23 protein-coding genes and 1 pseudogene are annotated in these 23,998 nt (G+C 70.9%); 17 read left to right on the plus strand and 7 right to left on the minus strand.

Annotated elements, in window-relative coordinates:
• Positions 1-99: 99 nt before the first annotated feature.
• Entirely contained in the window at positions 100-690 is a 591-nt protein-coding gene (locus M2283_RS27210; RefSeq protein ID WP_280879011.1) for a helix-turn-helix domain-containing protein, read from the minus strand.
• A 77-nt stretch (positions 691-767) separates the two neighbouring features.
• On the opposite strand from M2283_RS27210, the gene M2283_RS27215 reads away from it, so the two are divergent.
• The 8 genes and pseudogenes from M2283_RS27215 (at position 768) to M2283_RS27250 (ending at position 8,578) form a co-directional block, all read left to right on the plus strand.
• Positions 768-1,715, plus strand: a complete 948-nt coding sequence (locus M2283_RS27215) for an NAD(P)/FAD-dependent oxidoreductase (RefSeq protein WP_280879012.1) — start codon at positions 768-770, stop codon at positions 1,713-1,715.
• Between the two features lie 43 nt (positions 1,716-1,758).
• Positions 1,759-3,297, plus strand: a complete 1,539-nt coding sequence (locus M2283_RS27220; RefSeq protein WP_280879013.1) for an ATP-dependent DNA ligase — start codon at positions 1,759-1,761, stop codon at positions 3,295-3,297.
• Positions 3,294-3,764, plus strand: coding sequence for an NUDIX domain-containing protein (locus tag M2283_RS27225; RefSeq protein WP_280879014.1), 471 nt, complete (start codon positions 3,294-3,296; stop codon positions 3,762-3,764). Before M2283_RS27220 ends, M2283_RS27225 begins: the two co-directional genes overlap by 4 nt.
• 74 nt (positions 3,765-3,838) lie before the next feature.
• Entirely contained in the window at positions 3,839-5,224 is a 1,386-nt protein-coding gene (locus M2283_RS27230; protein WP_280879015.1) for an NADP-dependent succinic semialdehyde dehydrogenase, read from the plus strand.
• Positions 5,225-5,248: 24 nt separating this feature from the next.
• On the plus strand, positions 5,249-5,485 hold the full coding sequence (locus tag M2283_RS27235; RefSeq protein WP_280879016.1) for a DUF6213 family protein: 237 nt from the start codon (positions 5,249-5,251) through the stop codon (positions 5,483-5,485).
• Between the two features lie 274 nt (positions 5,486-5,759).
• Positions 5,760-6,830, plus strand: a pseudogene (locus tag M2283_RS27240) (type III polyketide synthase); the annotation flags it as partial.
• A 1-nt stretch (position 6,831) separates the two neighbouring features.
• Positions 6,832-8,049, plus strand: a complete 1,218-nt coding sequence (locus M2283_RS27245) for a cytochrome P450 (RefSeq protein WP_280879017.1) — start codon at positions 6,832-6,834, stop codon at positions 8,047-8,049.
• Between the two features lie 7 nt (positions 8,050-8,056).
• Entirely contained in the window at positions 8,057-8,578 is a 522-nt protein-coding gene (locus M2283_RS27250) for a cupin domain-containing protein (RefSeq protein ID WP_280879018.1), read from the plus strand.
• 89 nt (positions 8,579-8,667) lie between these two features.
• On the opposite strand, the gene M2283_RS27255 is transcribed toward M2283_RS27250, so the two are convergent.
• Positions 8,668-9,894 (minus strand): acyl-CoA dehydrogenase family protein, encoded by a 1,227-nt coding sequence (locus M2283_RS27255; protein WP_280879019.1) that lies wholly within the window; start codon positions 9,892-9,894, stop codon positions 8,668-8,670.
• A gap of 172 nt (positions 9,895-10,066) precedes the next feature.
• Here M2283_RS27255 and M2283_RS27260 point away from each other — a divergent pair, with 172 nt between their 5' ends.
• Positions 10,067-10,711, plus strand: a complete 645-nt coding sequence (locus tag M2283_RS27260; protein WP_280879020.1) for a TetR family transcriptional regulator — start codon at positions 10,067-10,069, stop codon at positions 10,709-10,711.
• Positions 10,712-10,737: 26 nt separating this feature from the next.
• On the opposite strand, the gene def is transcribed toward M2283_RS27260, so the two are convergent.
• Positions 10,738-11,283, minus strand: a complete 546-nt coding sequence (def, locus tag M2283_RS27265) for a peptide deformylase (protein ID WP_280879021.1) — start codon at positions 11,281-11,283, stop codon at positions 10,738-10,740.
• A gap of 111 nt (positions 11,284-11,394) precedes the next feature.
• Between def and M2283_RS27270 the strand changes: the two genes are divergently transcribed.
• The 7 genes from M2283_RS27270 (at position 11,395) to M2283_RS27300 (ending at position 19,184) form a co-directional block, all read left to right on the plus strand.
• On the plus strand, positions 11,395-12,633 hold the full coding sequence (locus M2283_RS27270) for a MurT ligase domain-containing protein (RefSeq protein ID WP_280879022.1): 1,239 nt from the start codon (positions 11,395-11,397) through the stop codon (positions 12,631-12,633).
• 16 nt (positions 12,634-12,649) lie between these two features.
• The gene (locus M2283_RS27275) at positions 12,650-13,378 is read left to right on the plus strand and encodes a type 1 glutamine amidotransferase (protein WP_280879023.1); all 729 of its coding nucleotides are present in this window, start codon (positions 12,650-12,652) and stop codon (positions 13,376-13,378) included.
• A gap of 212 nt (positions 13,379-13,590) precedes the next feature.
• Positions 13,591-14,616, plus strand: a complete 1,026-nt coding sequence (locus tag M2283_RS27280) for a 6-phosphofructokinase (protein ID WP_280879024.1) — start codon at positions 13,591-13,593, stop codon at positions 14,614-14,616.
• A 99-nt stretch (positions 14,617-14,715) separates the two neighbouring features.
• The gene (locus tag M2283_RS27285; RefSeq protein ID WP_280879025.1) at positions 14,716-15,666 is read left to right on the plus strand and encodes a cytochrome c oxidase assembly protein; all 951 of its coding nucleotides are present in this window, start codon (positions 14,716-14,718) and stop codon (positions 15,664-15,666) included.
• A gap of 67 nt (positions 15,667-15,733) precedes the next feature.
• Positions 15,734-17,101 (plus strand): PASTA domain-containing protein, encoded by a 1,368-nt coding sequence (locus M2283_RS27290; RefSeq protein ID WP_280879026.1) that lies wholly within the window; start codon positions 15,734-15,736, stop codon positions 17,099-17,101.
• Positions 17,102-17,128: 27 nt separating this feature from the next.
• Positions 17,129-19,000 (plus strand): serine/threonine-protein kinase, encoded by a 1,872-nt coding sequence (locus M2283_RS27295; RefSeq protein ID WP_280879027.1) that lies wholly within the window; start codon positions 17,129-17,131, stop codon positions 18,998-19,000.
• 13 nt (positions 19,001-19,013) lie between these two features.
• Positions 19,014-19,184, plus strand: a complete 171-nt coding sequence (locus tag M2283_RS27300; protein WP_280879028.1) for a hypothetical protein — start codon at positions 19,014-19,016, stop codon at positions 19,182-19,184.
• Between the two features lie 39 nt (positions 19,185-19,223).
• Here M2283_RS27300 and M2283_RS27305 read toward each other — a convergent pair whose 3' ends face one another.
• Genes M2283_RS27305 through M2283_RS27320 form a run of 4 tightly spaced genes read right to left on the minus strand, consistent with a single transcriptional unit; the run spans position 19,224 to position 23,305 of the window.
• Positions 19,224-20,429, minus strand: a complete 1,206-nt coding sequence (locus M2283_RS27305) for a sensor histidine kinase (protein ID WP_280879029.1) — start codon at positions 20,427-20,429, stop codon at positions 19,224-19,226.
• Entirely contained in the window at positions 20,426-22,138 is a 1,713-nt protein-coding gene (locus tag M2283_RS27310) for a cation acetate symporter (RefSeq protein WP_280879030.1), read from the minus strand. Before M2283_RS27310 ends, M2283_RS27305 begins: the two co-directional genes overlap by 4 nt.
• Positions 22,139-22,190: 52 nt before the next feature.
• Positions 22,191-22,553: a hypothetical protein gene (locus M2283_RS27315; protein WP_280879095.1), complete on the minus strand. Its 363-nt coding sequence runs from the start codon at positions 22,551-22,553 to the stop codon at positions 22,191-22,193.
• Positions 22,554-22,555: 2 nt separating this feature from the next.
• Complete coding sequence (locus M2283_RS27320) at positions 22,556-23,305, minus strand: LytR/AlgR family response regulator transcription factor (RefSeq protein WP_280879031.1); 750 nt, start codon at positions 23,303-23,305, stop codon at positions 22,556-22,558.
• 77 nt (positions 23,306-23,382) lie between these two features.
• Between M2283_RS27320 and M2283_RS27325 the strand changes: the two genes are divergently transcribed.
• Entirely contained in the window at positions 23,383-23,868 is a 486-nt protein-coding gene (locus tag M2283_RS27325; protein WP_280879032.1) for an Lrp/AsnC family transcriptional regulator, read from the plus strand.
• Positions 23,869-23,998 lie beyond the last annotated feature (130 nt).

Raw genomic sequence — 23,998 nt, forward strand, 5'->3', positions numbered from 1 at the left:
CTAAGCGGTCGCTTGCCGACAGGGAACAGCCCTCACGGAACAGTCACGCGCGTCACGACCGCCTGCACCGTAGCGCCGCGCCCGTGCCCCCTCCAGGCATCACGCCCGCTTGGGCCGCGCTCGTACGTGCATCCGCTCCCCCTGCGGCCCGAACAGGCTCAGGAACTCGACCGGCCCCTCCCCCGTCGACCCGAACCAGTGCGGCACCCGGGTGTCGAACTCGGCGGCCTCGCCCGCGCCCAGCACCACGTCGTGCTCGCCGAGCACCAGCCGCAGCCGCCCGGACAGCACGTACAGCCACTCGTAGCCCTCGTGCGTCCGCGCCTCCGGCTCCAGCTGCCGCTGCGGTTCGAGCACCTTGTACGCCTGGAGTCCGCCGGGCTGGCGGGTCAGCGGCCAGTGGGTGCGGCCGCCGTGCACGATCGGCTTGGCCCGCACCCGCGGATCGCCGGGCGCCGGTGCGCCGACCAGCTCGTCCAGCGGCACCTGATGGGCCCGGGCGATCGGCAGCAGCAGCTCCAGGCTGGGCTTGCGCAGCCCCGACTCCAGCCGCGAGAGCGTGCTCACCGAGATGCCGGTCGCCTCAGAGAGCCCGGCAAGCGTCGCACCCCGCTCCTTGCGGACCCGCCGCAGCCGCGGGCCGACCTCGGCAAGGACCTCGCTCGTGCCGTCGTCCGTGTCGTCACTCATACAGGTATTGCAGTTTCGGCAAACGCGTTTGTCAATCCCGTACGGTCGCGGGACTGTCGTCGTGGAGGTGGTCAACCATGACCGACAGGAACGGGATCAGCGACAGGTACGAAGTGGTCGTCGTCGGCGGCGGAGCGGCCGGGCTCTCGGCCGGGCTGGTGCTGGGCCGGGCCCGGCGCCGCACCCTCGTCGTCGACGCGGGCGAACCGCGCAACGCGCCCGCCGCCCACATGCAGGGCTATCTGTCCCGGGACGGCATGTCCCCCGCGGAGTTCCTGGCGGTCGGCCGCGAGGAGATCACACGCTACGGCGTCGAGCTGCTCCGGGACCGCGCGGTGGACGTGACACGGGACGGGGACTTCGCCGTCACGCTGGCCGGCGGCCGGACCGTGCGGGCCCGCGCCCTCGTCGTCGCCACCGGCCTCAAGGACGAGCTGCCCGCCGTCCCGGGCCTCGCCGAGCGCTACGGCCGTGACGTGCTGCACTGCCCGTACTGCCACGGCTGGGAGGTGCGCGACCAGCCCTTCGGCGTGCTCGCGACCACCCCGATGAGCGTGCACCAGGCGCTGATGGTGTCCCAGTGGTCGAAGGACGTGACCCTCTTCCTGCACGAGATCGCCGAGGACGCCCTCTCCGATGACGACCTGCGCAGGCTGGCCGCGGCCGGAGTCCAGGTGGTACAGGGCCCGGTCGCCGGTCTCGTCGTGACCGACGACCGGCTGACCGGGGTCCGGCTCGTGGATGGCACGGTCCACGACCGGTCGGTCCTGTTCACCGCCCCGCGCGCGATCCCGCAGACCGATCTGCCGGCCCGCCTGGGCGCCGAGATGGTCGAGACGCCGTTCGGCACGTACCCGGTGGTCGACGAGCGGGGCCTGACGACCGTGCCCGGGCTGTGGGCGGCGGGCAACGCGAGCGGATTCGCCGAGCAGGTGATCAATTCGGCCAGCCGCGGCTACCGGGCGGGCGCCGCGATCAACGGGGAGCTGCTCTTCGCGGACCTCGACGCGGCCGTCAAGGTGTAGACGTCCGGGTGTGGATCCGCCGCCTCCGTTGCACCATTGCTGCATGCTGCTTGCCCGGCTGGCCCATGTGTCCCAGGAGGTCGCCGCCACCTCGGCGCGGTCCCGGAAGATCGCCTTGCTCGCGGAGTTGTTCCGGGACGCCGAGTCGGACGACGTGCCGATCGTGATCCCGTATCTGGCGGGACGGCTGCCGCAGGGGCGGCTCGGCGTCGGCTGGAAGGTGCTGAGCAACCAGGTCGCTCCGGCCGCTGAGCCCACCCTCACCGTCCGTGAGGTGGACGCCCGTCTCACCGAGCTGGGCAAGGTCGCGGGCGCCGGTTCGCAGGCCGAACGGGCCCGGCTGGTCGGTGAGTTGATGGGCGCGGCCACCGAGGAGGAACAGCGCTTCCTGTTCGGGCTGCTCACTGGGGAGGTCCGGCAGGGCGCCCTGGACGCGGTGGCGGTCGAGGGCCTTGCGCAGGCGACCGAGGCACCGTCTGCGGACGTGCGGCGGGCGGTGATGCTCGCCGGCTCCGTGCAACCGGTGGCCCAGGCCCTGCTCGCGGACGGCCCCGCGTCCCTGGACCGCTTCCGCCTCACCGTCGGCCGCCCGGTCCAGCCGATGCTCGCGCACACCGCCGCCTCGGTGGCCGAGGCGGTCGAGAAGCTGGGCACGTGCGCGGTGGAGGAGAAACTGGACGGCATCCGCGTACAGGTGCACCGCGACGGCGACACCGTACGGATCTACACCCGCACCCTCGACGACATCACCGACCGTCTGCCCGAAGTGACGGCTGCCGCACGGGAGTTGAGAGGCGAGCGGTTCATCCTGGACGGCGAGGTCATCGCCTTCGACGCGGACGGACGGCCGCGCTCCTTCCAGGAGACCGCAGGGCGCGTCGGCTCCCGCGTGGACGTGGCGACGGCCGCCCGCGAGGTCCCGGTCTCCCCCGTCTTCTTCGACGCCCTGTCGGTCGACGACCGGGACCTGCTCGACCTGCCGTTCGTCGAGCGGCACGCGGAGCTGGCCCGGCTGGTCCCGGAGCCGATGCGGGTGCGGCGCGCACTGGTGTCCGGGCCCGAGGACACGGCCGCGGCGGAGGCCTTCCTCGCCGAGACCCTGGCGCGCGGGCACGAGGGGGTCGTGGCCAAGGCCCTCGACGCGCCCTACAGCGCCGGCCGGCGCGGTGCCTCCTGGCTGAAGGTCAAGCCCGTGCACACCCTCGACCTGGTCGTACTGGCCGCCGAGTGGGGCCACGGCCGCCGCACCGGCAAGCTCTCCAACCTCCACCTCGGCGCCCGCAACCCGGACGGCACCTTCGCCATGCTCGGCAAGACCTTCAAGGGCATGACCGACGCGATGCTCACCTGGCAGACCGAGCGCCTCCAGGAGCTGGCCGTCGAGGACAACGGCTGGTTGGTGACCGTACGCCCCGAACTCGTCGTCGAGATCGCCTACGACGGCCTGCAGAAGTCGACCCGCTATCCGGCCGGCGTCACCCTCCGCTTCGCCCGCGTGATCCGCTACCGCGAGGACAAGCGGCCGGAGGAGGCGGACACCGTGGAGACCCTGCTGGCCGCGCACCCGGAGGTGAAGCCGTGACCGGGCCGAAGCACAGCGCGGGCCTGCTGCTGTACCGGCGCACCGGCCAGGGCCTGGAGGTGCTCCTCGGCCACATGGGCGGGCCCTTCTTCGCCAAGCGTGACGCCGGGGCGTGGTCCGTCCCGAAGGGCGAGTACGAGCCCGCGGAGGAGACCGCCTGGGACGCCGCCCGCCGCGAGTTCCAGGAGGAGCTGGGGCTGGCGCCGCCCGACGGCGAGGCCGTGCCGCTCGGCGAGGTCCGGCAGACCAACGGCAAGATCGTCACGGCCTGGGCGATCGAGGCCGACCTGGACCCCGCGACGATCGAGCCGGGCACGTTCCGGATGGAGTGGCCGCCGAAGTCGGGGCAGCTGCGGGAGTTCCCGGAGCTGGACCGCGTCGAGTGGTTCACGCCGGACCGGGCCCGAGCCGTGATCGTCAAGGCGCAGGCCGCGTTTCTCGACCGGCTGGCGGAGCACTCGGACTGAACAGCGGCCTACGCGTTGCGGTGCCCGGCACCGCGCGGGAAGGTCGGAGCAAGCCCGCCCCCAGGAGGTCAGCCATGCCCATCGCGACGGTCAATCCGGCGAACGGCGAGACGCTCAAGACGTACGAGGCCATGGGCGAGGAGGAGGTGGAGCGCCGGATCCGGCTCGCCGAGGCGACGTTCCGGACGTATCGCACGACGACGTTCGCCGAACGCGCCCGCCTCCTGGTCCGGGCCGCCGAACTCCTCGAAGAGGACCAGGCGGACATCGGCGCGGTCATGACCACCGAGATGGGCAAGCCGGTCAAGCAGGCCCGCGCGGAGGCCGCGAAGTGCGCCAAGTCGATGCGCTGGTACGCCGAGCACGCGGAGGGGCTGCTGGCCGACGAGGAGCCCGCGGAGCACGACGTGAAGGACTCCGGAGGCTCCCGCGCCCTGGTCCGCTACCGGCCGCTGGGCCCGGTTCTCGCCGTCATGCCCTGGAACTTCCCGCTCTGGCAGGTGATCCGCTTCGCCGCACCCGCGCTGATGGCGGGCAACGTCGGCCTCCTCAAGCACGCCTCCAACGTCCCGCAGACCGCCCTGTACCTGGAGGACCTCTTCCACCGGGCGGGCTTCCCGGAGGGCTGCTTCCAGACCCTGCTCATCGGCTCCGGCGCGGTCGACGAGATCCTGCGCGACGAACGCGTCCGGGCGGCCACGCTCACCGGCAGCGAGCCCGCCGGGCGGGCCGTCGCCTCCACCGCCGGCGAGATGATCAAGAAGACGGTCCTCGAACTCGGCGGCAGCGACCCGTACATCGTCATGCCGTCCGCCGACATCGACCGGGCCGCGAAGATCGCGGTCACCGCGCGCGTGCAGAACAACGGGCAGTCGTGCATCGCCGCCAAGCGGTTCATCGTGCACACGGACGTGTACGACGCGTTCGCCGAACGGTTCGTCGCCGGGATGAAGGCACTCACCGTCGGTGACCCCATGGACGAGGGCACGGACGTCGGACCGCTCTCCAGCGAGCAGGGGCGGTCCGATCTGGAGGAGCTGGTCGACGACGCCAAGCGCAGCGGTGCGGCCGTGCTGTGCGGGGGTGAGCGGCCGGACCGCGAGGGGTGGTGGTACCCGCCGACGGTCCTGGCCGGCATCGACCGCGAGATGCGCATCCACCGCGAGGAGGCGTTCGGTCCGGTCGCCACGCTGTACCGGGCCGACAGCCTGGAGGACGCCGTGCTGATCGCCAACGACACGCCGTTCGGGCTGAGTTCCAACGTGTGGACGCGCGACGACGCCGAGGTGGACCGCTTCGTACGGGATCTGGAGGCGGGCGGAATCTTCTTCAACGGCATGACCGCCTCCCATCCGGCGTTCCCGTTCGGCGGGGTGAAACGGTCCGGGTACGGGCGTGAGCTGTCCGGGCACGGAATCCGGGAGTTCTGCAACATCACGACGGTTTGGCACGGTGCGTGAACGCTGCGCGGCTACCATCCGTCTGTGAACCGCGAAGTGACTCTGCCTCTGATCGTCGACGACCGCGGGACCTTGCAGGTGGCTGCGGCGGATGTGAGCAAGCTGCTCCGCACGGTGGGCGGTCGGTGGCTGCACCTTGTCGAGGCCGGGGAGGAGGCTCTCGACGAAGACACGGTCGCTGCGTTGACGATCGAGCTCGCGAAGCTGGCCGACCGGATCGATGTGGCCTGCATTGCGCACAGCAGCGGGGGCGCGTCGTAGGGGTGCCTGTGGTGTGCCGGGTGCCGGTTCGTCGCGGCTGGTCGCGCCCACGCGGCGGAGCCGCAAATTGATACAGCTCCGCGCCCCCAGAGGTCGGCACAGTGAGCGTTGGCCAATGGTGGGCCCCCGCTGATCCGATCTTTACTCGGGGTCCCTGAATTGGAGTAGTCCACCGCGAGATCGTCGCCTGCGCGGGTGATCGTGGGTGCACCACCCCCAGAGGTGAACCACCTTCTGACCGGGGGGCCGAAAGCCTTCCGGACGGCGAAAGCAGGCACGGTTCATGGCGACTTTGTGCAGACCCTCGGTGTCCGTCCCGGAGCACGTCATCACGATGGAGGAGACGCTGGAGCTGGCACGCTCCCGCCACGCCGACCACCCCCAACTGCCGCTGGCCCTCCGGCTGATCGAGAACACCGGCGTGCGCACGCGGCACATCGTGCAGCCCATCGAGGAGACCCTCAAGCACCCCGGGTTCGAGGACCGCAACAGGATCTACGTGGCCGAGGCGAAGGCCCGGGTCCCGGCAGTGGTGCAGCGGGCCCTCGACGACGCGGAGCTCCTCACCAGCGACATCGACGTGATCATCTACGTCTCGTGCACGGGCTTCATGATGCCCTCGCTCACGGCCTGGCTGATCAACGAGATGGCCTTCGACGCCACCACGCGCCAGATCCCCATAGCCCAGCTGGGCTGCGCGGCCGGCGGCGCGGCGATCAACCGCGCGCACGACTTCTGCACGGCCTACCCCCAGGCCAACGCGCTCATCGTGGCCTGCGAGTTCTGCTCGCTGTGCTACCAGCCCACCGACCTCGGCATCGGCTCCCTGCTGTCCAACGGCCTCTTCGGCGACGGGATCGCCGCCGCCGTGGTGCGGGGACAGGGCGGCGAGGGCATCAAGCTGGAGCGCAACGGCTCGTACCTGATCCCCAAGACCGAAGAGTGGATCATGTACGACGTCCGGGCCACCGGGTTCCACTTCCTGCTGGACAAGCGGGTGCCGGCCACCATGGAGCCCCTCGCACCGGCGCTCCAGGACCTCGCGGGACTGCACGGCTGGGACGCCGCTGACCTGGACTTCTACATAGTCCACGCGGGCGGGCCCCGAATACTCGACGACCTCAGCAAGTTCCTGCAGGTCGACCCGCACGCCTTCCGCTTCAGCCGGGCCACGCTCACCGAGTACGGCAACATCGCCAGCGCCGTCGTCCTGGACGCGCTGCGCCGGCTCTTCGACGAGGGCGGCGCCCAGCACCGGGCCCGCGGGCTGCTCGCCGGGTTCGGACCCGGCATCACCGCCGAGATGGCCCTGGGCCGCTGGCACCGGGACGACGAAACGACGTGACATGAGCGACGACACGATCACCGAGACCTTCCTGCCCCCGATCCACGACTGGCCGGCGCGCGACCTGACCGGAGTCGACTTCGACCCGGTGCTGGCCCAGCTGATGCGCGAGGGCCCCGTCACCCGGATCCGGCTGCCCAACGGCGAGGGCTGGGCCTGGCTGGTCACCCGCTACGACGACGTACGCATGGTGACCAACGACCCCCGGTTCAGCCGTGAGGCGGTCATGGACCAGCCGGTCACCCGGCTCGCCCCGCATTTCATCCCGCAGCGCGGTGCGGTCGGATTCCTCGACCCGCCCGACCACACCCGGCTGCGCCGCTCGGTCGCCGCCGCGTTCACGGCGAAGGGCGTGGAGCGGGTGCGCGAGAAGTCGCGCGCGCTGCTCGACGAACTCATCGACGAACTGGTCCAGGACGGGTCGCCCGCCGACCTCACGGCCACCGTCCTCAGCCCGTTCCCCATCGCGGTGATCTGCGAGCTGATGGGCGTGCCGGCCGCCGACCGGCACGGCATGCACACCTGGACCCAGCTGATCCTGTCCTCCTCGCACGGCAAGGAGGTCAGCGAGCAGGCCAAGCAGGAGATGGGCGCCTACTTCGCCGACCTCATCGGCCTGCGGGAGGGCAGCTCCGCCGAGGACGTCACCTCCCTGCTCGGCGCCGCCGTGGGCCGCGGCGAGGTGACGCTCGACGAGGCCGTCGGACTCGCGGTGCTACTGCAGATCGGCGGCGAGGCGGTCACGAACAACAGCGGCCAGATGTTCTACCTGCTGCTCACCCGCCCCGACCTGGCCGAACGCCTACGCGCCGAGCCGGAGATCCGCCCCAAGGCCATCGACGAACTCCTGCGCTACATCCCGCACCGCAACGCGGTCGGCCTGTCCCGCATCGCCATGGAGGACGTGGAGATCCGAGGCGTACGCATCCGCAAGGACGACCCGATCTACGTCTCCTACCTGGCCGCCAACCGCGACCCGGAGGTCTTCCCCGACCCGGAGAAGATCGACTTCACCCGCAACCCCAACCCGCACGTCTCCTTCGGCTTCGGCCCGCACTACTGCCCCGGCGGCATGCTCGCCCGGCTGGAGTCGGAGCTGCTGATCGACGCGCTGCTGGACCGGCTGCCGGGCCTACGGCTGGCCGTACCCCCGGACCAAGTTCCCTTCAAGAAGGGCGCGTTGATCCGCGGCCCGGAGTCTCTGCCGGTGACATGGTGAGCGGCCGATGAGCGCGACAGAGGGCCTGTTGGTCCCTCCGGGCCACGGCCGGATCGTCCAAACCCCCGCCCAGCGCGTGACGTTCAAGGTCACCGGCACGCACTCCCGGACGGCTTCCACCTTCGAGGTGGAGGTCCCGCCCGGCTTCGACGTCGGCGCCCACGTCCACACCCGCAGCGAGGAACTCTTCTACGTCCTCGAAGGCGAACTGGACGTCCTGGCCTTCGAACCGAGGGTACGAACTCCCGACAACTGGCAGCGCTGGGAGTCGAGTTCGGGCACCCGGGTGGTACGAGCCACCCCGGGCACGCTCATCGCCGTACCCCCCGGCTGCCCCCACGCGTTCGCGAACCCGACGGACACCCCCGCGAGGATGTTCTTCCAGGCGTCCCCGCCCCCGGATCACGAGCGCTACTTCGAGGAGCTGCTCGAAATCTTGGGCAGCGGGGGTCCGCCGGACCATGCGGCGATCGAAGAACTCCGGGCAAGATACGACATCGAGCAACTCACGCCTCTGAAACACCGGTGAGTTCGCCGACCTCAGGGGCGCGGGGCCGCATCGATTTGCGGCTCCGCCGCGTGGGCGCGACCAGCACCCACCGGCCCGCAGCCGCACAGCTACCGAATGGGCATCCCAGAGAGCGTCCGAGCAATCACCAGCCGCTGGATCTCACTCGTGCCCTCGAAGATCGTGTAGATCGCCGCATCCCGGTGCATCCGCTCCACCGGGTACTCCCTGGTGTAACCGTTGCCGCCCAGAATCTGGATCGCCTGGGCGGTGACCTTCTTCGCCGTCTCACTGGCGAACAGCTTCGACATCGACCCCTCGGCGGCGGTGAACTGCTTGCCGTTGACCGCCATCCAGGAGGCCCTCCACGTCAACAGCCGGGCCGCGTCGATGGACGTTCGCATATCGGCCAACTGGAAGGCCACACCCTGGTTGTCAATGATGGGCCGCCCGAACTGCTCACGCGTCGTCGCGTACTCGAGGGCCACCTCATAGGCGGCCCGAGCAGTACCGACCGCCATCGCCGCCACCGCGGGGCGGCTCGCCTCGAACGTGGCCATCGCCGCGTTCTTGACCCGCTCGCCACCCTTCTTGGCCCGCTCCCGGGCACGGGCAAGGCGCTCGTCGAGCTTCTCCTTGCCGCCGAGAAGGCAGGAACCGGGAACGCGAGCGTCCTCCAGGACGACCTCGGCGGTGTGCGAGGCACGAATCCCGTGCTTCTTGAACTTCTGGCCCTGCGAGAGACCGGGCGTACCGGGCGGAACGATGAAGGACGCGTGCCCCTTGGAGCCCAACTCGGGGTCCACGACGGCGACGACGACGTGGACGTTGGCGATACCGCCGTTGGTCGCCCAGGTCTTCGTGCCGTTGAGGACCCACTCGTCCTTGGCCTCGTCGTACACGGCACGCGTGCGCATGGAGGCCACGTCGGAGCCGGCGTCGGGCTCGGAGGAGCAGAACGCGGCGACCTTGACATCGTTGGCATCGCCGTACATCTGGGGGATCCAGGTGCCGATCTGCTCCTCGGTGCCGTTGGCGAGGACGCCCACGGCGGCGAGGCCGGTGCCGACTATGGAGAGGGCTATGCCCGCGTCGCCCCAGAACAGTTCCTCCATGGCCATCGGTATGCCGAGGCCGGTGGGGTCGAAGTACTGCTGGGCGTAGAAGTCGAGGGAGTAGATGCCCACCTTGGCGGCCTCTTGGATGACCGGCCAGGGAGTCTCCTCACGCTCGTCCCATTCGGCGGCCGCGGGGCGGATGACGTCGGCGGCGAAGCCGTGCAGCCAGTCCCGGACCTCCTTCTGTTCGTCGTTGAGCTCCATGGTGAACTCGGCCATGTCTCCTCCAGCGGCGGTACACCTGCATGTTACTAGCGGTAACACTAGCTTGTTACCCATCGGTAGGAAAAGTCAACTCCTGATGACTCCTCGGCAGCCCGTTCGATGTCACGCTGAGGTCAGGTGTTAGTTTGCGCAGGCGTCACCGAATCAGCACGGGTGGGGAGAGCTCATGGACACCACGCAGCGGACCGATCAGCAGCGCTCGGCGGACCGCCGCCGGCGTGAGCTGCTGGAGGCCGCCGACAGGGTGGTGCTGCGCGACGGGCCACAGGCCTCGATGAACGCCATCGCCGCGGAGGCAGGCATCACCAAGCCCATCCTGTACCGCCACTTCGGCGACAAGGGCGGACTCTACGCGGCCCTCGCCACCCGGCACACGGACGCCCTCCTCGCCTCCCTGCGGGCGGCCCTGGACGCGCCCGCGGAACGCCGGGAACGGGTCGAGGCAACGCTGGACACCTATCTCGCGGCCATCGAGGCACGGCCCCAGGTGTACCGCTTCCTCATGCATCCGGCGGAGGGTGGACAGACGGCCGACCAGGGCTTCGAGGCCGGCAAGCACTCGATTCCCCTGCTGCGCCGCATGGGCGAGGAGTTGGCCCAGGTCATCGAGGAGCGGGTGGACCTCGGACCGAACAGTCAGCAACTGGCGCGGGTGTGGGGCCACGGCATCGTCGGCATGATGCACGCGGCCGGAGACTGGTGGCTCGGCGAACGCCCGTGCTCACGCGCGGAGTTGGTCAGGAGCCTGGCGGACCTGCTGTGGGGTCGGCTGGCCGCGGCCGGGGACAAGGCCGGCGGGCCGGGCTTCTAGTTCGGGATGGTTCGGGCCGGCTCCGGCTAACTCCGGCGGCTCCAGGAAGCCTTCGCCGCCTCTCTGAGCACCTTGCGTCTGCGCCATCCCGTGAGGTGATCGACATAGACGCGACCCTCCAAGTGGTCGCACTCGTGCTGGAGGCAGCGTGCGAAGAAACCCGTGCCGTGCACGGTCACCGGCTCGCCCGTCACCGTGAAGCCCTCGACCACCGCGTGGTCGTAGCGCTCGGTCCCCGCCTCCAGGCCCGGCAGGGACAGACAGCCCTCCGGGCCGCGGAGCGACACTCCGTCGGTCTCCACCAGGCGCGGGTTGACGAGATGGCCCAGATGACGCACCTCGTCGTCGTCCGGGCAGTCGTAGACGAAGACCCGCAGGGACTCCCCCACCTGGTTCGCGGCGAGGCCCACTCCCTGTGCGGCGTACATCGTTGCGAACAAGTCCTCGACGAGGCTCGCGAGTTCGGGGCCGAAGTCGGTGACCTCACGGCAGGGCGTGTGCAGCGGGGCGTCGCCGAACAGCGTGAGGGGCCGGACGCGCCCGCGGGTGCCCGGAATGGAGCCGTTTCGCATGGCCGCAAGGGTACGGCGATTCGGGAGTGCGAATGGATCTCGATAGGCTGGCCACCACCACGTTGCCGTCAGGCAGAGGCGCGGCGCGTACGCAAGGAGGATCGGGAACTGATGTCAGGCAACTCGGACCCGCTTTCGCCGCGGGCCAAGCTCGCCGTGACCGCCGGCAAGGCGGTCGCTGCGGCGTCGCGTGCCGCGGGCCGCGGCAGCGGATCGGTGATCGGTGGCCGCGTCGCGCTCAAACTGGACCCCGACCTCCTGGCCAGGCTCGCCCAGAGCCTGGACGTCGTCCTCGTCTCCGCGACCAACGGCAAGACCACGACCACCCGGCTGATCGCCGAGGCCCTCGGCGCCGCGGGCCCGGTCGTGTCCAACGCGCTCGGCGCGAACATGCCGGCCGGGATCACCTCCGCCCTCGCGGGCGGCTCGGAGGCGCGCTACGGCGTCATCGAGGTCGACGAGAAGTACCTGGCCGGCGTGGCCCGCGACACCGACCCCAAGTGCATCGCCCTCCTCAACCTCTCCCGCGACCAGCTCGACCGTGCCGCCGAGACCCGCATGCTCGCCGAGAACTGGCGCGAGGGGCTGGCGGGTTCGAAGGCCGTCGTCGTCGCCAACGCGGACGACCCGCTGGTCGTGTGGGCCGCCTCCTCCTCCCCCAACGTGATCTGGGTCGCCGCCGGTCAGATGTGGAAGGACGACGCCTGGTCCTGCCCGTCCTGCGGCGGCGTGATGCAGCGGCCCGGTGACGACTGGTTCTGCGGCGAGTGCGGGTTCCGCCGCCCGACGCCGAGCTGGGCGCTCTCCGGCGACCACGTGCTCGACCCGCACGGCTCCGCCTGGCCGATCCACCTCCAGCTGCCCGGGCGCGCCAACAAGGCCAACGCGGCCTCCTCGGCCGCCGTCGCCGCCGTGTTCGGCGTACCGCCGCAGGTCGCCCTGGAGCGCATGTACCAGGTGCAGGCCGTGGCCGGCCGCTACGACGTCGTGCAGTTCCAGCAGCGCGACCTGCGACTGCTGCTCGCCAAGAACCCGGCGGGCTGGCTCGAAACGTTCAGCCTGATCGATCCGCCGCCCACCCCGGTGATCCTCTCCGTGAACGCGCGGGGCGCCGACGGCACCGACACCTCCTGGCTGTGGGACGTCGACTACACCCGGCTGAGCGGCCACCCGATCTGCGTCGTCGGCGACCGCAAGCTCGACCTCGCCGTCCGCCTGGAGGTCGCCAACCAGCACTTCCAGGTCTGCGACAACCTCGACCAGGCGGTGCAGCAGTGCCCGCCCGGGCGCATCGAGGTCATCGCCAACTACACCGCGTTCCAGGATCTGCGCCGCCGCGTCGGCAACTGACACTCAGGGGACTTTTGTGAGCGACAACAGCCTGCGGGTCGTGTGGATCTACCCCGACCTGCTCAGCACGTACGGCGACCAGGGCAACGTCCTGGTCGTGGAGCGCCGGGCCCGGCAGCGCCGCCTCGACGTGGCGCGCCTCGACGTGCGCAGCGACCAGCCCATCCCGACCTCGGGCGACATCTACCTGATCGGCGGCGGTGAGGACCGGCCGCAGCGGCTCGCGGCCGAGCGGCTGCGCCGGGACGGCGGTCTGCACCGGGCCGTGGAGAACGGAGCGATCGTCTTCTCCGTCTGCGCCGGCTACCAGATCCTCGGCCACGAGTTCATCAACGACCTCGGCCAGCGCGAGCCCGGCCTCGGGCTGCTCGACGTGGTCTCGGTGCGCGGCGAGGGCGCGCGGTGCGTCGGCGACGTCCTCGGCGACATCGACCCGCGCCTGGGCCTGCCGCCGCTGACCGGCTTCGAGAACCACCAGGGCATCACCCATCTCGGGCCGTCGGCCCGCCCGTTCGCCCAGGTCCGCCTCGGCAACGGCAACGGCACGGGCGACGGCACGGAGGGCGCGTACAACGACACGGTCTTCGGTACGTACATGCACGGCCCGGTGCTGGCGCGCAACCCGCTCATCGCCGACCATCTGCTGAAGCTCGCGCTCGACGTGAACGCGCTGCCGCCGACGGACGACCGGTGGTACGAGGCGCTGCGCAACGAGCGCATCGCTTCGGCGCAGCAACCTGCGTGATCACAGTGGCGGGCAGCCGGCCCGACACCTGCGCGCCGGCCTCTCGTAACCAGCCCGTCTGAAACCCCGTCCGCACAGGTGAGCGGGGTCGTCCAGCAGGCGGACGCACGGTGCTGCCCCGCCCCCTGGTGCCGCTAGGGTGGCGGGGTTCGAGCCGGACAATGTGGTCTGGTCCCGGCGCACGTTCAACGGTGAGAAGGTTCTTTCGGGCTATGCGCATTGGTGTCCTCACGTCCGGCGGCGACTGCCCCGGCCTGAACGCCGTCATCCGGTCCGTCGTCCACCGTGCCGTGGCCGACCACGGTGACGAGGTCATCGGCTTCCGGGACGGCTGGAAGGGCCTCCTGGAGGGCGACTACCTCAAGCTCGACCTCGACGCGGTGAGCGGCATCCTCGCCCGCGGCGGCACCATCCTCGGCTCCTCCCGGGTCCAGCCCTCGCATCTGCGGGACGGCGTGGAGCGGGCCAAGGGGCATGTCGAGGAACTGGGTCTCGACGCGATCATCCCGATCGGCGGCGAGGGCACGCTGAAGGCCGCCCGCCTGATGTCGGACGCCGGTCTGCCGATCGTGGGCGTGCCGAAGACCATCGACAACGACATCGCCGTCACCGACGTGACCTTCGGCTTCGACACGGCCGTCGGTGTCGCCACGGAGGCGCTGGACCGGCTGAAGACCACCGCCGAGTCCCATCAGCGCGTGCTGGTCGTGGAGGTCATGGGCCGCCACACCGGCTGGATCGCCCTGCACTCCGGCATGGCGGCCGGCGCGCACGCCATCGTCGTACCGGAACGGCCCTTCGACATCGAGGAGTTGGCCGCTCGGGTGGGCTCGCGGTTCGAAGCGGGCAAGCGGTTCGCGATAGTGGTGGCGGCCGAGGGGGCCAAGCCCAAGGTCGGGTCCATGGACTTCGACGAGGGCAAGAAGGATGTCTACGGGCACGAGCGCTTCGCGGGGATCGCGCGGCAGCTCTCCATCGAGCTGGAGGAGCGGCTCGGCAAGGAGGCTCGGCCGGTGATTCTTGGGCATGTGCAGCGTGGAGGTACACCTACCGCGTACGACCGGGTGCTGGCCACGCGGTTCGGGTGGCATGCCGTTGAGGCTGTGCACCGGGGTGAGTTCGGGAAGATGACGGCGCTTCGGGGGACGGACATTCTCATGGTGTCCCTGGCGGAGGCCGTGGAGACTTTGAAGACGGTGCCCGCTGAGCGGTACGACGAAGCGGAGTGCGTGCTCTGACGTTCGGACCACCCTCACCCCGGTCACAGAGGTGACCGGGGTGAGTCATACCCTGGTGCGGACAGACTTGCACAAGCGCCTCGAATCAGGAGCCGTTGGATGGATCACAGCGGGCACGGCATGACCATGGATCTGCCGCCGTTCACGCTGGGGCGGGGGCTCGCGTGGTCCGCCGACCCGTTCTTCCTGGTCGCCTGTCTGGTGGGGCTCGGGCTGTACGCGTGGGGTGTCGTGCGGTTGCGCAGGCGTGGGGACGCCTGGCCCGTGGGGCGGACGATCTCGTACGTCATCGGGGTGCTCACCATCATGTTGGTGATGTGCACCGGGCTGAACGACTACGGCATGGTGATGTTCAGCGTGCACATGGTGCAGCACATGATCATCAGCATGTTGTCGCCGATCCTGATCCTGCTGGGCGCCCCCGTCACGCTCGCCCTGCGCGCGCTGCCGACCACCGGAAAGGGTCGTAAGGGGCCGCGCGAGCTGCTGTTGATGCTGCTGCACAGCCGGTACATGCGGATCATCACGCACCCGGCGTTCACCATCCCGCTGTTCATCGCGAGCCTGTACGCGCTGTACTTCACGCCGCTGTTCGACTTCCTGATGGGATCGAAGGCGGGGCACCTCGCGATGATGGTGCACTTCCTGGCCGTGGGCATCGTCTTCTTCTGGCCGATCATCGGGGTGGACCCCGGCCCGCAGCGGCCGGGCTATCTGATGCGGATGCTGGAGCTGTTCGCGGGCATGCCGTTCCACGCGTTCTTCGGCATCGCGCTGATGATGGCGTCGGAGCCGATGGTCTCGACGTTCAAGAACCCGTCCGCCTCGCTCGGCATCGACGCGCTCTCCGACCAGACCGCGGCCGGCGGGATCGCCTGGGCGTTCAGCGAGGTGCCGTCCGTCCTGGTGCTGCTCGCCCTGCTGTTCCAGTGGTACCGCTCCGAACAGCGCCAGGCCCGGCGCTCGGACCGGGCCGCCGACCGCGACGGCGACAAGGAACTCGAGGCATACAACGCCTATTTGGCCTCATTGAACGCACGCGGGCGTTGAAGGCTCCGTCTTTCTGACGCATTCAGTAGCATGAAGCGCATCGGGGGAAACCGCAGGGGGAGCGGTGATGACATTGCGCGCGTTCATGTTAATTCGGAGGATCTCCGTCCTGTTGGCATGCGTACTGGTGCTGGGCGGTTGTGACACCGGAACGCCTTTGACCAAGGTGAAAGCAGTAGCCGCGGGAGTGCCTTCTCTCGCGCCCTTCTTCGACGAGGGCAGTGGTCTCGGCAAGGACACCACGGTCCGCTCGCAGGCCGTGCGGGGCGGCCTGCAGCAAGGGGACACGCCCGGGCTGTACGGCGGGACACGGGAGCCGACGCTCTGTGACGTGGCCAAGCTGAAGGCGTTTCTCACGAATCCCAGGAACAGGCAGAAGGCTCAGGCGTGGGCAACCGCCCTCGACCTGACCACGGCCGAGATTCCGGATTATCTGGACCGGCTCACACCGGTTCTCCTGCGTCACGACACTCTCGTGAAGAACCACGACTACAAAAAGGGAAAGGCCGTTCCCTTCAATTCGCTGCTGCAGGCGGGAATCGCGATTCTCGTCGACCAGCAGGGACTGCCGGCCGTGAAGTGCTCGTGCGGAAATCCGCTGCGGCCCTTCGAGGGTGACACCGACCGGATCTCGGTCACGTTCGACGACGGCAACAAGAAGTGGCAGGGGTACGAGCGTTCGTCCGTGGTGGCGGTGCGTCCCGCACCCCGGAAGATGGCGAAGCTCGCCCTCGTCGACGTCGACGACCCCGATACGGGCATCAGCCGGCCGGTCGGCACGACGGGCAGGGCCGACACGACGTTCGACACCCGCGAGCTGCGCGCGGTGCCCCTCCTCGCCGGGACGACCTTCGGGGAGGCGAGCCTGCGGCTGGCCGACCAGGGGCTCGCGACAGGGTACGGCGGCCAGCAGGCGCCGGCCGCCGACGCGCGCGTGACGGCGTCGGATCCGCCGGCCGGGACCGAGCTGCGGTTCGGCCAGTACGTGACGCTAACGGCCGTCGGCGGGAGTTCGTCGGGGAGCGGTACGTCAGGTGGGGGTACGTCAGGTGGGGGCTCGACACCTCCCCCGCCCCCATCGGTCTCCGATCCGCCGTCCAAGGCTCCACCCTCCTCGCCCTCGGGCAGCGGCACCGGCGGCTCCTCGTCCGCCCCGCCGTCGAGCGGGCCGCCCAGTTCCGGGCCGCCCACGTCGAACCCGCCGCCGAGCTCGAAGCCACCGGACAGCACTCCGCCGACGACGACCGTCGCACCGCCGCCGGACACGCTCGCACCGCCGCCGCCGAGAGATCCGGTGACCACCAGCGCGCCACCGCCGCCCAGCGACCCGGTCACGACGAGCGCGCCACCGCCGCCCGGCGACCCGGTCACCAGCAGCGTTCCCGGCACCACCGAGCCCGCGTCGTCCGGGCCCGCTTCGAGCGCGAGCGCCTAGCGCACCGCAGACCCCGGGAGTCACCGGATGCCTTCAGGATCACCGACGTCGGGAGTGGGCCGGGTCATCGCCGGCCGCTATCTGTTGCTCAACCAGTTGGGCGGCGGGGGCATGGGCCATGTGTGGCTCGCCCACGACCGGAGACTCGCCTGCGAGGTGGCGCTCAAGGAGATCGTGTTCCGGGACCTGGACACGGTCGCCGAGGAACGGGAGTCCCGGGTGGCGCGGGCCCGCGCGGAAGCCCGGCACGCGGCCGGGCTGCGGGGCCATCCGAACGTGGTGACGGTGCACGACGTCCTGGAGCACGAGGGGCTGCCGTGGATCGTCATGGAGTACGTGGCGGGCGCCGTGGACCTGCGCGACCTGGTCGACCAGCGGGGTCCCCTCGCACCCGCGGAGGGCGCCCGCGTCGGACTCGCCGTGCTCGACGCGCTGACCGCCGGGCACGAGCGGGGCGTCATGCACCGGGACGTGAAGCCGGCGAACATCCTGCTCGCGCCGGACCGCAGCGGGTCGCCGTACGGCCGGGTGCTGCTCACCGACTACGGCATCTCGGTGCGCCCCGACGGCGGCGAGACCCGGTACACGATGGCGTCCGTGCTGGTGGGGACGTCGGGATATCTGGCGCCGGAGCGGGCCACGGGTGGGCCGCCGACCGCGTCCGCCGACCTGTTCTCGCTGGGCTGCACGCTCTATCACGCCGTCGAGGGCCAGGGGCCTTTCGAGCGGGAGTCGCATCTGGCACAAGTGACCGCGGTGGTCATGGAGGAGCCGCGGCCCGCCGTGCGCGCCGGTGCGCTGGGCCCCGTACTGGCGGCTCTGCTCGCGAAGGATCCGGCGGAGCGGCTGTCCGCGACGGAGGCGGAGGCGGCGCTGTCGGGGATCATCACGCCGCAGGCCGAGTCGTACGCGCGCACCCAGACGGATCTGGGTTCGCAGCCGCCCTGGGCGGGCGTCGCCCCGCCCCCTCCCCCGCCCGGGCCTGGCGTGCAGGATTTCGGGCCGCCCGTCGCGTCCCCGTCAGTCGGCCCGTCGGCGCCCTCGGCGGGGTCGTCGCCCGCCCGGCACCGCCGGGAGGTCCCGCGTGTCCTGCGTGCCGTCCTCGCCGTCTCTCTCGGCCTGGTGCTGGCCCTGGGCGGGGTCTGGTACGCCATGGCGCACCGGACGTCCACCGAGGACACGACGGCGTCGGCGCCGCCGTACGGCTCGGGGGTGGGGCTCGCCGAGCCGCTCAAGGACGGCGACTGTGTGCTCGCCGACTGGCCCGGGGGCCGTTTCCGGGGCACGCCCCGGCTGCGGGTGGACGCGGGCTGTGTCGGGGGTACGCCCGACGGGCAGGTGATGGCCTTCGCGCCGGCCGGGTCCGCGGACGAGGCCAGGAAGACCGGTCCGGCCCGCTGCGAGGAGCGGACGCGGGAGATCCGGGAGAGGCTCGCGGACGTCCGCGCGGTCGCGGTGGTGCCGAGCCCGGCCGGTTTCCGGGCCGCCGGGCGCCGTACGGCCTGTCTGGTGCTCGGCGCGCACGGGCCGGTCTACGGGCCGCTGGGCGCGCACCGCAAGCTCGGCTCGTCCTTCATCGACACCACGAACATGCAGCGCCGGGACTGTCTGCGGGCCCGGACGAACCGGGACGCCCAGCTGGTCTCCTGCACCGGCGCGTACGACGAGAAGGTGCTCGGTTTCACCCGGCTCGGCTCCGACGTCACCCTTCCGGAGGCGCGTACGGAGTCGGACGCGGCTTGCGCGAAGGACGTGCCTCCAGGGGACTACGGCTTCGATCCCTCCGTCTACACGGCCGGGTCCTGGACCAGCGAGGGACCGTGGAAATCGGGCACACATTTCGTCGTGTGCACCGTCCGGAGGCAGAACGGGGGCACCATGGAGGGGGACGAACCATGAGGAGGGTGTCGCGATGCCCGGTTCTACGGACGGCTCGACCAAGACGATGGGGGTGCTCACCGTCGGAGGTCTGGTCGCGGTGACCGCCTACACGGTGGCGCTCGGCAGCAACGGCTGGCTGTGGTTCGGCTGGGTCGTGCTGGGGCTGATCACCCTCGGGATGGTGGCCACGCGCAGCGCCTGAGGGGATCTGGGAAAGGCGGTCACTCGCGGCGCCTGAGCCTCACTCCGTGGTCAGGCGCCCCGCCGAGTGGACACCGGGCTGGTATTTGGGCAGCCGTGCGGTGACCTTCATGCCCGCGCCCACCGCCGTCTCGATGACGAGCCCGTACTCGTCGCCGTAGACCTGGCGGAGCCGGTCGTCGACGTTGGACAGACCGATGCCGCCGGACGGGCTGACCTCGCCGGCGAGGATGCGGCGCAGCAGGACGGGGTCCATGCCGACGCCGTCGTCCTCGATGACGACGAGCGCCTCGGCGCCGGTGTCCTGTGCGGTGATGCTGATGCGGCTCTTGTCCGTGCGGCCCTCCAGGCCGTGCTTGACCGCGTTCTCGACCAGCGGCTGGAGACAGAGGAAGGGCAGGGCGACCGGCAGTACCTCGGGGGCGATCTGCAAGGTGACGGAGAGGCGGTCGCCGAAGCGTGCCCGCACCAGCGCCAAGTAGTGGTCGATGGCGTGGAGTTCCTCGGCGAGGGTGGTGAAGTCGCCGTGCCTGCGGAACGAGTAGCGGGTGAAGTCGGCGAATTCGAGGAGGAGTTCGCGGGCCCGCTCGGGGTCGGTGCGGACGAACGAGGCGATCACCGCGAGCGAGTTGAAGATGAAGTGCGGGGAGATCTGGGCGCGAAGTGCCTTGATCTCGGCCTCGATCAGGCGGGTGCGGGACTGGTCCAGATCGGCCAACTCCAGCTGGACGCTCACCCAGCGGGCGACCTCGCCGGCCGCCCGGACCAGGACGGCGGACTCACGCGGGGCGCAGGCGACGAGCGCGCCGTGCACCCGGTCGTCGACGGTCAGCGGGGCGACGACCGCCCAGCGCACCGGGCAGTCCGGTGTCTCGCAGCGGAGCCGGAAGGCCTCGCCGCGGCCGGTCTCCAGGGCGCCGGCGAGGCGGTCCATGATCTCGGTGCGATGGTGGGATCCGACCCCGTCCCAGACCAGGACCTCCTTCTGGTCGGTGAGGCACAGCGCGTCCGTGCCGAGCAGTGAGCGCAGTCTGCGGGCCGACTTGCGGGCGGTCTCCTCGGTCAGGCCCGCCCGCAGCGGGGGCGCGGCGAGGGAGGCGGTGTGCAGGGTCTGGAAGGTGGCGTGCTCGCCCGGGGTGCCGAGCCCGCCGAGGTTCTGCGGGCGTGCCGTGCGCCGCCCGAACCAGAACCCGGCGGCCAGCAGCGGGAGTACGGCCACGCACAGGCCGGCCAGGAAGCCGCTCATGCCTTCACCTCCGCGCGCAGTTCCTCCGGCAGATGGAAGCGGGCCAGGATCGCCGCCGTTCCGGTGGGCACCCGCCCCGGGGTGGCCAGGGACACCAGCACCATGGTGAGGAAGCCCAGCGGGACCGACCAGAGGGCGGGCCAGGCGAGCAGCGCGTGCAGCGGGCCGGTGCCGGGGAAGCCCGCCATGGTGGCGGCCACGGCGACGAACGCGCCGCCCCCGCCGATCACCATGCCGGCGGCGGCGCCCGGCGGGGTCAGCCGGCGCCACCAGATGCCGAGGACGAGCAGCGGGCAGAAGGACGACGCGGAGACGGCGAAGGCCAGTCCGACGGCGTCGGCCACCGGCAGCCCGCCGACCAGGACGCTCGCGGCGAGCGGCACGGCCATGGCGAGCACGGTGCCGAGCCTGAAGTGCCGTACGCCGCGCGCCGGCAGGACGTCCTGGGTGAGCACGCCCGCGACGGCCATGGTCAGGCCGGACGCCGTGGACAGGAACGCGGCGAACGCACCGCCCGCCACCAGCGCGCCGAGCAGGTCACCGCCGGCGCCGCCGATCATCCGGTCGGGCAGCAGCAGTACGGCGGCGTCCGCGTCGCCGGTGAGGCCGAGTTCGGGGGTGTAGATGCGGCCCAGGGCGCCGTAGACCGGCGGCAGCAGGTAGAACGCGCCGATCAGACCGAGGACGGCCACCGTGGTGCGGCGGGCGGCGACGCCGTGCGGGCTGGTGTAGAAGCGGACGACCACGTGCGGCAGGCCCATCGTGCCGAGGAAGGTAGCGAGGATCAGTCCGTACGTGGCGTACAGCGGGCGCTCCTCGCGGCTGGCCTCCAGCGAGGTCGACATCCCGTTGCTGCTGCCCCGGTCTGCGGCGGGGACGGCTGAGCCCTTGGCGAAGGTCAGCCGGGTGCCGTGCTCGATGTGGTGCGTGCCGGCGGCGAGTCGGACCCGTTGGTCGTCGCGGGCGCGGCCGTCCACCCTGCCGTCGACCGTGACGGTGAGCGGTCGGTCGATGGTGAGGTCGAGGCTGTCGTCGACGGTGACCACGCGCTGTTCGCGGAAGGTGGCCGGTTCCTCGAAGGCGTGCCGGGGGGAGCCGTCGCCCTGCCAGGCGAGGGTCAGGAAGATCGCCGGCACGAGCAGGGCGGTGAGCTTGAGCCAGTACTGGAAGGCCTGCACGAAGGTGATGCTGCGCATGCCGCCAGCGGCGACGGTCGCGACCACGACGACCGCGACGATCCCGCCGCCCAGCAGGTCGGGGGCGCCCGTCAGCACCGCCAACGTCAGTCCGGCGCCCTGGAGTTGGGGCAGCAGATAGAGCCAGCCGACGCCGACGACGAAGGCACCCGCCAGTCGGCGCACGTTCTGCGAGGCGAGCCGGGCCTCGGCGAAGTCGGGGAGCGTGTAGGCACCGGAGCGGCGCAGTGGGGCGGCGACGAAGAGGAGCAGGACCAGGTATCCGGCGGTGTAGCCGACGGGGTACCAGAGCATGTCGGGGCCCTGGACCAGGACGAGGCCCGCGATGCCCAGGAAGGAGGCGGCGGAGAGGTATTCGCCGCTGATGGCGGCCGCGTTGAGGCGGGGGCCGACGGTGCGGGAGGCGACGTAGAAATCGGAGGTGGTACGGGAGATGCGCAGGCCGAAGGCGCCGACCAGGACGGTCGCGATGACGACGAGGGCGACGGCGGTGATGGCGTAGCTGGAGTTCACCGGCGTATCGGTCCTCGGGCTCGGTGGTCCCCGGTCCGCGTGGGTCGCGTGCTCATCGGTCCTCGACCAGGCGCACGAAGTCCCGTTCGTTGCGCTCGGCGCGTCGGACGTACCAGAGGGCGAGCAGGACGAGTGGGGCGTAGAGGCAGAAGCCGAGGACCGCCCATTCGAGGCGGTGTGCGTCCGGCATGGCCGCGAAGACCAGGGGCAGCGGTCCGACGAGCAGGCCGAGGACGGCGAACACGGCGAGCGCGGCGCGCAGTTGGGTGCGCATGAGGGAGCGGACATAGGTGTGGCCGAGGGTGGTCTGCTCGTCGATCTCGGTGCGGGGGCGGTAGTAGCCGGTGGCGCGGCGTACGCGGCGGGGCGGGCCGGTGACGGTGACGCGGCGTTCGGCGGGGTCCTGGCCTGGCACTGTCACGGCCTCCTCATGAGCAGGTCGCGCAGTTCGCGCGCGTGGCGGCGGCTGACCTGGAGTTCCTCGTCGCCGACCAGGACGCTCACCGTGCCCGCGTCCAGGCGGAGTTCGCCGACGTGCCGCAGGGCGACGAGGTGGCGGCGGTGGATGCGGACGAAGCCGCGCAGGCGCCAGCGCTCCTCCAGGGTGGACAGCGGGATCCGTACGAGGTGGCTGCCTCTGTCGGTGTGCAGGCGGGCGTAGTCGCCCTGGGCCTCGACGTGGGTGATGTCGTCGACGGCCACGAAGCGGGTCACGCCGCCGAGTTCGACGGGTATGTGGTCGGGGTCGGGCTCGTGGACGGGGATGCGCGGTGAGCTGCCGGTGAGTTCGGCGGCCCGGCGGATCGCCTCCGCGAGCCGTTCCTTGCGGACCGGCTTGAGCACGTAGTCGACGGCCTTGAGGTCGAAGGCCTGGACGGCGAAGTCCTCGTGGGCGGTGACGAAGACGACCAGCGGCGGCTGGGCGAAGCCGGTGAGCAGCCGGGCCAGGTCGAGGCCGTCGAGGCCGGGCATCTGGATGTCGAGGAAGACGACGTCGATCGCCGCGGCCCCGCCGGGGCCGGACTCCAGGGCGCGGTTGAGCCTGCGCAGCGCCTCGGTCGCGTCGCCCGCGCCCTCCGCGCTGCCGATGCGCGGATCCGCGTGCAGCAGATAGAGCAGCTCCTCCAGGGAGGGGCGTTCGTCGTCGACGGCGAGGGCGCGCAGCATGAACCCGGAGTGTAGGTGGAATCCGGACGCCTGGACATGTGCCGGGCGTGCACGTTCCCGCTGGATACAGTGCGGGCATGAACAGCAGGCCCGCGCCGTTCGACGAGCTCGACCGGAAGATCATCAACGCCCTGATGGCGAACTCCAGGACCAGTTTCGCCGAGATCGGGGCGGCGATCGGGCTGTCCTCGACGGCGGTGAAGCGGCGGGTGGACCGGCTGCGCGAGACCGGGGTGATCACCGCGTTCACGGCGACGGTGGAGCCGTCGGCGCTGGGCTGGCTGACGGAGGCGTACGTCGAGGTGTACTGCGAGGGCGCGGCCCCGCCCCGGCGGCTCGCGGAGGTGGTCCGCAACCATCCGGAGATCACCGCGGCGATGACGGTGACGGGCGGCGCGGACGCGCTGCTGCACGTGCGGGCGCGGGACGTCGAGCACTTCGAGGGGGTGCTGGAGCGGATCCGCGCGGAGCCGTTCGTGCGGAAGACGATCAGCGTGATGGTGCTGTCCCACCTGATCCCGGAAAGCCCCGAAGCCGGCGCGACCCACCCGGCTCCCGAATAAACATCCGAGCGCGCAGCGATGCTGCGTGGGGGATTCCAAAGACGCAGTGTTCCTGCGCAGACACGCAACTTTCATTGCTTGTCGCGCGGCTCCGTCACTTCTTACCTTGGTGTCAACCCTCACTCGTCAT

Origin of the sequence: Streptomyces pseudovenezuelae (assembly GCF_029892565.1) — a bacterium.
In the GTDB taxonomy this organism is placed as follows: Bacteria; Actinomycetota; Actinomycetes; order Streptomycetales; family Streptomycetaceae; genus Streptomyces; species Streptomyces pseudovenezuelae_A.

What these genes read in the sequence shown, in the direction of transcription:
- M2283_RS27210 (WP_280879011.1), bottom strand. Translation starts at nt 690, where the DNA reads ATGAGTGACGACACGGACGACGGCACGAGCGAGGTCCTTGCCGAGGTC.
- M2283_RS27215 (WP_280879012.1), top strand. Translation starts at nt 768, where the DNA reads ATGACCGACAGGAACGGGATCAGCGACAGGTACGAAGTGGTCGTCGTC.
- M2283_RS27220 (WP_280879013.1), top strand. Translation starts at nt 1,759, where the DNA reads ATGCTGCTTGCCCGGCTGGCCCATGTGTCCCAGGAGGTCGCCGCCACC.
- M2283_RS27230 (WP_280879015.1), top strand. Translation starts at nt 3,839, where the DNA reads ATGCCCATCGCGACGGTCAATCCGGCGAACGGCGAGACGCTCAAGACG.
- M2283_RS27245 (WP_280879017.1), top strand. Translation starts at nt 6,832, where the DNA reads ATGAGCGACGACACGATCACCGAGACCTTCCTGCCCCCGATCCACGAC.
- M2283_RS27250 (WP_280879018.1), top strand. Translation starts at nt 8,057, where the DNA reads ATGAGCGCGACAGAGGGCCTGTTGGTCCCTCCGGGCCACGGCCGGATC.
- M2283_RS27255 (WP_280879019.1), bottom strand. Translation starts at nt 9,894, where the DNA reads ATGGCCGAGTTCACCATGGAGCTCAACGACGAACAGAAGGAGGTCCGG.
- M2283_RS27260 (WP_280879020.1), top strand. Translation starts at nt 10,067, where the DNA reads ATGGACACCACGCAGCGGACCGATCAGCAGCGCTCGGCGGACCGCCGC.
- def (WP_280879021.1), bottom strand. Translation starts at nt 11,283, where the DNA reads ATGCGAAACGGCTCCATTCCGGGCACCCGCGGGCGCGTCCGGCCCCTC.
- M2283_RS27270 (WP_280879022.1), top strand. Translation starts at nt 11,395, where the DNA reads ATGTCAGGCAACTCGGACCCGCTTTCGCCGCGGGCCAAGCTCGCCGTG.
- M2283_RS27280 (WP_280879024.1), top strand. Translation starts at nt 13,591, where the DNA reads ATGCGCATTGGTGTCCTCACGTCCGGCGGCGACTGCCCCGGCCTGAAC.
- M2283_RS27285 (WP_280879025.1), top strand. Translation starts at nt 14,716, where the DNA reads ATGGATCACAGCGGGCACGGCATGACCATGGATCTGCCGCCGTTCACG.
- M2283_RS27290 (WP_280879026.1), top strand. Translation starts at nt 15,734, where the DNA reads ATGACATTGCGCGCGTTCATGTTAATTCGGAGGATCTCCGTCCTGTTG.
- M2283_RS27295 (WP_280879027.1), top strand. Translation starts at nt 17,129, where the DNA reads ATGCCTTCAGGATCACCGACGTCGGGAGTGGGCCGGGTCATCGCCGGC.
- M2283_RS27300 (WP_280879028.1), top strand. Translation starts at nt 19,014, where the DNA reads ATGCCCGGTTCTACGGACGGCTCGACCAAGACGATGGGGGTGCTCACC.
- M2283_RS27305 (WP_280879029.1), bottom strand. Translation starts at nt 20,429, where the DNA reads ATGAGCGGCTTCCTGGCCGGCCTGTGCGTGGCCGTACTCCCGCTGCTG.
- M2283_RS27320 (WP_280879031.1), bottom strand. Translation starts at nt 23,305, where the DNA reads ATGCTGCGCGCCCTCGCCGTCGACGACGAACGCCCCTCCCTGGAGGAG.
- M2283_RS27325 (WP_280879032.1), top strand. Translation starts at nt 23,383, where the DNA reads ATGAACAGCAGGCCCGCGCCGTTCGACGAGCTCGACCGGAAGATCATC.